The sequence below is a fragment of the Paraglaciecola algarum genome, assembly GCF_021532655.1.
Lineage (GTDB): Bacteria > Pseudomonadota > Gammaproteobacteria > Enterobacterales > Alteromonadaceae > Paraglaciecola > Paraglaciecola algarum.
This window is the reverse complement of the sequence record NZ_JAKGAS010000016.1, coordinates 62,016-72,041: the sequence shown is the minus strand read 5'-3', so window position 1 is coordinate 72,041 and position 10,026 is coordinate 62,016. Positions and strand designations below refer to the sequence as shown.

The following is a 10,026-nucleotide window of genomic DNA, read 5'->3' as shown; positions in this document are numbered from 1 at the left end:
GTTTGTGTTATTCAGTAAGTTAGAATTGCACCGACCATAGAAAACGGCCTCATTTGAGGCCGTTTTTTTGTGCGTAAGTAAATTTATTTATCTAAACCCAATCCATGCAACTCAAAGTTGTTAATTTTTTGTATTTCAATTACTTTATTTTATTAACAAGCTGACGTTTATAATCTTCTGAGTATACTCTTTTTAAAGTATATCAATTAAGGCTATTTATATGTCATCATTTAATTACCATCCCACTAAGATTATGCTCAGCGTAATCGCTACTGTTTTGTTTTTATCCAGCTGCTCTGGCAATAAACTTCCTGCTCAAGATAAACCTAGTTTTAAGGAAGCCTATGTGGGTAAGTTTCTTGTTGGCGCGACTATGAACGATAGGATGGTAGCGGACCATAATTTAAAGACCACTCAAATTGTAAAACAACATTTTTCATCGGCCACTATGGATAACTCATTTAAATGGGAACCTTTCAATCCACAGCCAAATGTTTATAAACTAACAGGACCTAATAATTTCACACAATTTACCACTGACAACAATATCACGCCTGTAGGACACGTTTTATTTTGGCATAGCCAAACACCAGATTGGGTATTTAAAGATGATCAAGGAAACTTGCTAACTCGTGACGGGTTATTAATCAGAATGCGCGAACGAGCCAAATTTATGGCAAAACATTTTGGTCATAAAATAAAAATTTGGGACGTAGTCAACGAAGCGATTGAAGATGACGGTAGCTTACGTCAATCCTTATACAATCAAATTATTGGCGATGACTTTATTGAGCAAGCTTTTCTTATCGCTAATGAAGAACTCCCGTCTGACGCAATTAAAATATATAACGATTATGGAATGACCCGTAAAGGCCGAGTGGCTACTGTAATAAAGATGGTCGAAGACTTCAAAAGTAGAAATATCCCCATTGATGCCATTGGTATCCAAGGCCATTGGGCCATGACAACCCCTACCTTATTAGAAATAGAACAAAACCTTAGCGCGCTAGCAGGCACAGGGTTACCACTGCACATTACCGAATTAGATATAGATTATTTGGGTAGAGATCAATTTTTTGGTGCCAATGTTGATATTAAAAAACGTGTGGCCACTCCCGAAAACAATCCTTATCCAAATGGTGATTTTCCTGCATCGGCAGACAAAAAATTAGGCGATAGGTATGTGGATATTTTTGATATTTTCTTAAAACATCATAAAAACATAGATCGTGTCACCTTATGGGGGGTGACAGACGGTGATTCATGGTTGAATGGTTGGCCAGTATCTGGCCGTACCAACTACCCACTACTATTTAATCGAGATGGAACTGAAAAAGAAGCCTTACATAGAGTGATAGAACTTGGGCTGGCAGCTCAGTAATACTAATTTCCTTTTATGTACCTTCATTCCCGTTATCTCAATAATTTTTAACCGAGATAACGGGGTTATTCCTAAACCCTTAACTCTGTTTAGTCACTCTTTAAGTCTTTAAACTTGCGAGGGTAGATACTGGTATTTAACTTTTTGGCGGCCTCTACCATTTCTGTATAGGGCGTATCAGTCACACTCACAAAACCGACATTATAGTTTTCCCCATCATAGGCTCTACCAGTAAGTGGTGAGTCAATATATTGAAACCAGTGAGCTCCTACAAAATAAGGATTGTCGATAACCGAATGCATATAATCTTGATACATTCTGCCCCTATCAGCTTGATCCTCTGCGTGCACTAAACCAGGATTAAACAGGCCGGTATCAGTAGCTCCAATATGAAACTCACCAATAATACTTGGCATGTCTAACTCTTCTAAAAACTTCCAATAGTCTTTTTGTAAACCTTCTTTGTAATAGTTGTAACTCACTACATCTACGTGATCAGCAGCCGCTCGCACCACTTCTGGAGTCATACCCCAATCCGCAAAACGTACTCCCATATACAAATGATTGGGTAATACTCTTTTTAACTCAGCTTTAACCACAGAAAAATACTGACTGGCATAGTGATGAAGTAACATCGAATAGTCATCGATCATAGCTGCTGAATGTTCTGTTACTAAAATGCCGTTACTCAATTCTTGCCACACTTCAAAATGGGTTCCCCAGGCTTTATTAAAGCTGACTATGTCTTGATATTTATCTTTTAACAGCTGAGTAAATTGGGCTTTAGTTGGGCTTTCTGCATCAGTCAAACTCAGGGTATTGATCACTACGCCATACTGGCCAGATACAGAGCTCGTTGTTCCCCAACTTTTTTCGTTATCGATAAACACCCCCACACACCAAGGGTTTCTGTTTACTTCTTGGGCAATAGCTTCAGCTGTCACACGTGCTCTTTCTACAAACACAGGATCAAAAGGATCAGGTAAGGGAGACCAATAATCGTTGCCACTACTCACTGTTTTAAAGGGACCAATAATCCAACCATTAGCAAAATATGGCACTTGTTGCTGAGCGTAAAAACTGGGATCAATCCAATTACCAAAAGAAGTAAATCCCCAATTATTCATTCTATTTAGGGTAGTTTGTTGCCAATCATCCATAAAAGATTCAGGCGATGACTCGCCGTATTTTCGCTCTAGGTTAGCTCGATAAAAACTAAATGTTTCGCCATGCTCGACCGCCCCAGTGTGTACGCTTCTACGATAACCAAAGTGATTAGCTAAGGGATCATCGTAACTAGGTAACCAAGTAAACATATTGCTGCGTAATGACGAACTCACATGCCTAGTTTGAATAGCTGGACCACTAATGGTATTTAAACCTTTGGAATCTTCTGGGGTTAAATCATTCTTATCTCTTTGTTTAATCAGAGATTTATCAAAGTCATAACCCGTAATTGTGGAGGTGTTAGACATTCTAACGTTGGCAATACCGTGGGAGAAAAACAAATAGCCTTCAGGATCAACCAAAGACCACTGTCCTTCGATTTTAGTGGTTCTAAAGTAGCCGGTCCCTTCTAATTTAGGACCCTCCTTCCAACCACCAAACTTAGAGCGGTCAGCCATTAATGTGCCATCTAAATGCTTTTCTTCTTCAGCTTTATTGGCTAACAACTGCTCTAGAGAGTTGACTTTGATTGGAAAATCAACATTAATGTTTTGTCCAAACTCATCCACCACTGCGGTTAAGTTATCTAGGCTATAGTCGTTACCTTCTATCAAACGTAAGTTATCTATGACTAACGCTCGATCATGCAACAAACTCGTCATGGAAAACTTAATGCTTTTTACCTGAGTTAAATCTAACTGCTTTACGCCCCAACGCCAAGTAACTGGAATACTGCTATCATCAACACTTTTTGGATTTGAGCGAATACCAGTTTCTAAGCCTAAGTCACCTCCGGCCAGCTCAATTGTGTAAGTACCATTAGATTGTTTGGGAACAATTACGCTGCGATTATGGGTTTGACCTTTGCCATCCGCCACTGTGACATATATTTGAGCTGATATTGTTTCAGGATTAGCAATATCTAGTGCCACTTTAAACGGACCATACGCACTCCAATCCCAACTATTTTTAGGAGCAAAACTAAAAGAGGTTTTGTAATTATCTTTAGCTTGTATGTTTAGTCGTAAACCTTGCTTGCCCTGAGTCACTCCATTTTCTGAATTAACAAATACAGGCTGTACATTTTCTAATTTTATATTCGATAATTGTTCAGGGGTTTCAAAATCTAATAATGACAAAATATCTTTAGATTCTACCGCTGGAATAGAAACCTGTTTATCAATACTTTGGGGCTCGCTACATGCGGTCAATAATAGGCTTGTACTAACAGCTCCCAGCAGAACGTACCTAGCCTTTTTGTAACAATAAATCATATTTCTTTCCTATATAGTTTGCCGAATTCAGTCATCATTAATCCTTAAAAACCGACACAACTGAATCCAACGACAAGCCCAACAGTTGTTGGGAAATGAATTCAAGGTGGATTTCTTCAGTTTGAAAATTGTCCAACTGATGCAGATGTTTGTTTATATTTATCCATTCTTTGCATAGCTTTGCCTTCGTATTCACGTCTTAATTGCCATAAAGGACGTTCTAAAGTGAGCTCCCAATTAAACAATTGTTGATACATTTGTTTCACTTTATCTGGGTATTGAGCAGCTAAATTAGTTAACTCAGATTGGTCTTTTTGAATGTTGTACAACTCGGCTGGACGATCAGGAAACCGTAATAACTTCCAATCACCATCGCGCACAGCTCCTCGATTCTCTTTTTTCCAAAATAGAGTTTGGTGGGGAATTTGTTTGGTTTGTCCTTGGATATACGGCATGAGATCTACCCCATCAATATCACCTAACGCTTGCACATCGCCTCCTGCGGCTTGTACAAAAGTAGGTAGAAAGTCTAAAAAACTGACTGGATAAGAATAAACACTGTTAGCTTTAACTTTATTCGGCCAACGCACTAACATTGGCACTCGAATGCCCCCTTCCATATGATTAGCTTTACTGCCACTTAAAGGGTAGTTGTTTGAGTGATTAGTATCAGACGGGCCACCATTGTCATTGGTATACACCACTATGGTGTTTTCAGCTAAACCTAGTTCATCTAAACGTTTTAACACCCGAGCAATGGCTAAATCCATGGCATGCGTCATAGCGGCTAGGGTTTGACGCTTACCAGTTAAATTGGGATACAGAGCTAGATGATCTTTACGCGCCTGCATAGGTGTGTGTACTGCGTTAAGTGACAAATAAGCAAAAAAGGGGTTAGCTTGGTTGTTTTCCATAAACCTTATAGTTTCGTCAGCTAACAAATCAGTTAAATATTTTTTAGGCTCTTCAAACTGGCCAAATCCACGCTCTAATCGTTTTTCTGGCGCTGCCTGCTTTTCTGCTGCAGACATTTCATAATAACTACGAGCACCATTTCTAAAACCAATAAATTCATCAAAGCCACGATTTAGCGGGTGAAATTGATCAGCATCACCTTGGTGCCACTTACCAAATAATCCAGTTCGATAACCTAGCGCTTTAAGATGATTAGCCATGGTTTTTTCGGTTAAAGGCAAGCCCATTTCGTTGCCCGTATGCCCCGAATAACTCATATAACCGGGTACGTTATTTTCTTCAAAACCAAAGCGTTGTTGATATTTGCCAGTTAATAGACCCGCTCTTGAAGGTCCACATACAGCTGCGGTGACATAAGCTTGATCAAAACGCATACTTTGTTTTGCCAAGACATCTAAATTAGGCGTATTAAACTCTTTGCTGCCATGAAAACCAAAATCAGCGTATCCAGCATCGTCACTTAAAATAAACAAAATATTCGGTTGTTTGGCCGACACCGAAAGTGACAACATGGTTAACAATAGACAACTTAGAAATCTATGTAAAAATCCTAACTTAGTTATTTTCGTCATTATTTGACCCTAGTTGCGGAAATATAGAAGCGACTTAATGATTTAAGTCGCCATTAAAAGTTAAACAAAATTGCTGATAATATTTAATTATTGATGTGCGTTTTGAAATGTGCCCGCGTCTAACACTTGTTTACGCGGTACAAATTTACAAATGTAATTCCAGTTCCAACTGGTATCATATTTATGGGTCAAACCCCAAGCGATCCCTGGCGGTGGCAAGGTATTTTCTTTAAATTCTCTGAATAACCCTACAGCTTCAGGTGCGCCTTTGACATGAGACTTGATTGAGAAATTTATACCATCTGGAGCAAATTGCACCGTGTTTTTTTCAGGGCCATCAGTGGTGATTAAGGAAGCGATGCCACCTTGATAATTCCACACCACTACCTCATGACCACTATTGGAAATAGGGTTGTATTCCGATTTTATATAAGGACCGAGAATATTATCCGCTATAGCCACACCGTGTTTAATTTCACGGCCGCCCATGTTCATCTCTTCGCCCATAGTTTCGCCTTTGTAATAAAGGTAAAACTTGCCGTTAAAAGACAATAAACAAGGATCGTGCACCTTGTGACTATCAAAACTGCCTTTGGATTTAACATGAAAACGGTTGTCTTGGTCACCGTCCCATTCACCATCCATAGAAGGGCTAACAATAGGTGCATCACTTTTATGCCAAGGGCCCTGAGGTGAATCAGCCCAAGCTATGGCTATGTGTTCGTATTGGCGGTTGGTATAAGGAAATTGTACGGTTTGATAAACCAAATAATATTTACTGTCATGTACTAACACTTCTGGGGTGAATACAGCTCTATCATCAAACTGCCCCGCACTACCTCTTTGAATAGCTGGTCCCTGCTCTTTCCAAGTAATAGTATCATCAGAGGTTGCATGCCATACTTCGGTCAAATCCCAAGGAAACACTTTATCTTTCGGGTTATCTGATCCAAATCCGATAGTTTCGCCTTGACCTTTGGTATACCAACAATGGTAAACACCATCCACCAAAATCACTGAAGTGGGATCACGGCGGATCACACCTTCTTCAAAAGCAAAATCGCCTTTACAATCCATTACGTCAAACTCAGTTAACCACTCTGGTCCTTGTTGATCGTAACCTCTTTCGATGGCGCGCTTGGTGGCTAAACTCATTTTTTGTTGAGACATACTTTACCTTTAGGTGTATTGCATTTAGAGCTTGAACATAAATCTATCTAAACTAGTTCAAACTGAACGCAGTTCAAGCTGACCATGCTGCATAAACGATTATGGCTTAATATTAACCTAACCCACACCAATTGTTAACAATTAAATTAATGCAAAATCAAAATAAAAACAGCTGGGTTCATAAGTGTTGATATAAAGTTCAAGAAATTAAAAACATCAGCAAAGGTTACTCATTTCGAGCATTACGGGCATTTAACTTTATCTGCCGGAAACCCTGTAAGACGAATATCACCTAACTCAATTTCCATTCTGCCAGATGTTTGCAGCATAAATATGGTGCTGATTTTACTGAAGTCTAGTTTATCATTTTCGAAACATTTCAAAGGAATAGGCACAGTCGTCCACTTCTTTTTAGGTAATCGAGAAAGAACATTTTTTAACGGAAATTTACTGCGTGTTTGCCAATCCCAATTACTTTCCATCATTAGTTCAACCAGCTCTTTAGGCTTACGGTTGACTTTAATATCGAATGTCAGTGCCGCTAGATCTTTAACACTGGATATATCAACTAATCCTTTAGTGTTGATAATATTCATGGTTAATACGTTAAGATCTGCACTGCCCCATTCATTTTCAACCCCTCTTGGGCGCCAGGTTAAAGAGACTGAATCATTATCTTTGACTTTTTTTGTGGGACTAGCAGTTAAGCTACCTTTTACCGTTTTTCCAGAATTATTGTCCAATTTAACTTGGCCAAACTGTAAACTTAACTCCCAAGGCCCCACACCTTTACCTTGCACAAAATAATTGCTGTTGTGATCTAACGGGTTTGCAAAAATCACTAAAGGCATGGCCATAAGCGATCCTATTAAAAATATTTTCTTTAATACACCCATGGCAAATTCTCCGCTTATTTAAATACTAATTTCAATTGAGTCGATTATTGATTGGCTGACCATCCAATCAATTTTTGTAAATGTAAAGTTGAACTAAGTAATAGGTGGATGACTTGTAATAATCCTGATTGATGAGCTTGTTCTAACTCTTGTCCAGATAATTTATCTACCGCTTCTTTGTTAAACGCTAATAAACCGTTTAACTCAACCTTACCTTTATTGGGCACTTCAATACTTAAGTTAATACTTTCTATTAAGCCCAATTGTTCAGCTTGTTTTAATAAGTTTAAGGTTTGTACCGCGCCCCCCATTATTTGCGAAAATGTTTGCTCTACTCTTTGTAAAAATTCTGTTTTATTACCTTGATCGTCAAACAAGGGCGTACCATGTTTTTCATTAACTTGTTCAGCTAATAAATCAATAGCAATATGCCCTTGGTTTGGATTATTTTGGTCCGGTAGATAAGCTTGAAACGGTCGACGTATAATATCTAATGGTAAATAGGTAGCGCGCCATTCATCGCCTTTCAAAAACAAGTTTTCTCCTGATTTAAAACCTAAAATAGCAGTAAGTTGTAAATCGCCTGAATTAGGACTTTTGGTAATAAATACAGGATATTCATGTACTAGAGTATTAAGTTCGCCTACAGAAACATTAGCTACATTTACTCTATTTTGTTTAGTGTTTAATTTTTGAGTTTGAATTTTTAATTTGCGATGGGCTTGGCTGTCTAGTAGTTCAATAGTGCTTTTATTTGAATCTGTCATCTTTCTCTCATTTAAATCAATTTCCCCCAAATGGAGGATAAGTTATTTTATTTTTTATCAATAAGTTAAGCACAATAAACTTTTACTAAAAGCATGCTTAATTGATTATTTTTCGCTTGGTTAGATTCTACCGCAGATCATAATTCAAACCAATTGTTAACAATTAAATAAAATTAAAATATTTACGTTCAAATTGGCCCTATGATTAGGTATTGTTAATCGTCTACAAATGAATTCATCAAGACTTTTTTTGTACAGCATTAAATGAATAAAGTTTCTGTCAACTATGGCGAGTGGTAAATGAACAAGCATGTAAATAAAATAGTGATATTAGGTGGTGGTACTGCGGGCTGGATGACAGCAGCACTGCTTTCTAAAACACTAACCAAATTAGATATCACTGTGGTGGAGTCGGATCAAATTGGCACAATAGGCGTAGGTGAAGCCACTATTCCTAGCCTGCATTTTTTTAATGATATGTTAGGTATTCGCTCCACAGAATTTGTAAAAAAAACCTCAGGTAGCTTTAAGTTAGGTATCCAATTTGAAAATTGGCGCAAACAAGGCGAGAGTTACTTTCACGGATTTGGCGGCACAGGCTTAGGTATGTGGGCTGCAGGTTTCCATGAGTATTGGAAACGCGGAGTAGAATTAGGAATAAGTAAACCATTTGGCACATACAACGCCGAAGGTGTGGCGGCTTTACAAAACAAATTTGCTCATCAAGATGGTCTTAACTTCGCCTATCACCTAGATGCCAGTTTATACGCAAAAATGTTAAGGCAAGAAGCTCAAAATAATGGTGTAACCAGAGTAGAAGGCCTAGTAGACAAAGTACACACTGACACCCAAAGCGGTTTTATCACAGCCTTAGAGTTACAAGATGGTCAAAAAGTAGAAGCTGACTTTTTTATTGATTGCTCTGGTTTTAAAGGCCTGTTGATTGATGAAACCTTAAACACACCATTTGTTGACTGGTCTCATTGGTTACCTATGGACAGTGCTATTGCAGTACAAACCAAACTTGCTGGTGATCCCCCACCCTATACTCGTTCAATAGCACATAATGCAGGTTGGCAATGGCGTATTCCACTGCAGCACCGTATGGGCAATGGCATTGTTTATGCCAGCGAGTATATGGATGACGCAGAAGCTAAACAGATGCTAGTTTCAACTATTGAGGGTGAGCCACTAACCGAGCCCAGAGTTATCAAGTTCAAAACTGGCCACAGAGAAAAGTTATGGAATAAAAACTGTGTGGCCATAGGCTTAGCTGGTGGTTTTATTGAACCATTAGAATCTACGGCAATTCATATTATTCAACAAGGTATCATGCAGCTCATTAAGTACTTCCCAACTTACGGTATTAATGATTTAGAAGTGGCTCAATACAACGACTATATGAATACCGATTACAACGAAATTAAAGATTTTATTATTCTGCACTACTGTCAGACTGAGCGCGATGATTCTGAGTTTTGGCGATTCTGCAAAAATATGACCATTCCAGAATCTTTAAAAAACCGCATGGATTTGTTTAAGAAAACAGGGCGTTTTGTGCAACGTAAAGGCGAAATATTTGAGGATTCTTGGTTACAAGTCATGATTGGCCAAGGTTTAGTGCCAGATCAACATCACCCTCTGGCTGATGAAATGTCAAAACAAGAATTACAGAAATTTTTAAACCAAGTGGAAAATGATGCGTTAGCCAAAGCAGCAAATTTACCGCCTCATAGTGAATACCTAAATAGGTATTGTAAGGCTTAAAACTCTTTTCTTGTCTTTTCTTCTATTTATAAACCCAAAAAGCCCTGATTTTCATCA

The 10,026-nt window shown here is 38.4% G+C and carries 7 protein-coding genes; 2 read left to right on the top strand and 5 right to left on the bottom strand.

What is annotated here, in order from left to right; all coding sequences use genetic code 11:
- Positions 1–220 precede the first annotated feature (220 nt).
- Entirely contained in the window at positions 221–1,381 is a 1,161-nt protein-coding gene (locus L0668_RS19345) for an endo-1,4-beta-xylanase (RefSeq protein WP_235314371.1), read from the top strand.
- Positions 1,382–1,470: 89 nt separating this feature from the next.
- On the opposite strand, the gene L0668_RS19340 is transcribed toward L0668_RS19345, so the two are convergent.
- The 5 genes from L0668_RS19340 to L0668_RS19320 all read right to left on the bottom strand — a co-directional run bounded on the left by L0668_RS19340 (position 1,471) and on the right by L0668_RS19320 (position 8,202).
- Positions 1,471–3,822, bottom strand: coding sequence for a beta-galactosidase (locus L0668_RS19340; protein ID WP_235314370.1), 2,352 nt, complete (start codon positions 3,820–3,822; stop codon positions 1,471–1,473).
- 116 nt (positions 3,823–3,938) lie between these two features.
- Positions 3,939–5,369, bottom strand: coding sequence for a sulfatase (locus L0668_RS19335; RefSeq protein WP_235314369.1), 1,431 nt, complete (start codon positions 5,367–5,369; stop codon positions 3,939–3,941).
- Between the two features lie 87 nt (positions 5,370–5,456).
- Positions 5,457–6,539: a glycoside hydrolase family 117 protein gene (locus L0668_RS19330; RefSeq protein WP_235314368.1), complete on the bottom strand. Its 1,083-nt coding sequence runs from the start codon at positions 6,537–6,539 to the stop codon at positions 5,457–5,459.
- A gap of 242 nt (positions 6,540–6,781) precedes the next feature.
- Complete coding sequence (locus tag L0668_RS19325) at positions 6,782–7,396, bottom strand: putative glycoside hydrolase (RefSeq protein WP_235314367.1); 615 nt, start codon at positions 7,394–7,396, stop codon at positions 6,782–6,784.
- 83 nt (positions 7,397–7,479) lie between these two features.
- On the bottom strand, positions 7,480–8,202 hold the full coding sequence (locus L0668_RS19320) for a SapC family protein (protein WP_235314366.1): 723 nt from the start codon (positions 8,200–8,202) through the stop codon (positions 7,480–7,482).
- A 300-nt stretch (positions 8,203–8,502) separates the two neighbouring features.
- Here L0668_RS19320 and L0668_RS19315 point away from each other — a divergent pair, with 300 nt between their 5' ends.
- On the top strand, positions 8,503–9,969 hold the full coding sequence (locus L0668_RS19315) for a tryptophan halogenase family protein (RefSeq protein WP_235314365.1): 1,467 nt from the start codon (positions 8,503–8,505) through the stop codon (positions 9,967–9,969).
- The last annotated feature ends 57 nt before the right edge of the window (positions 9,970–10,026 follow it).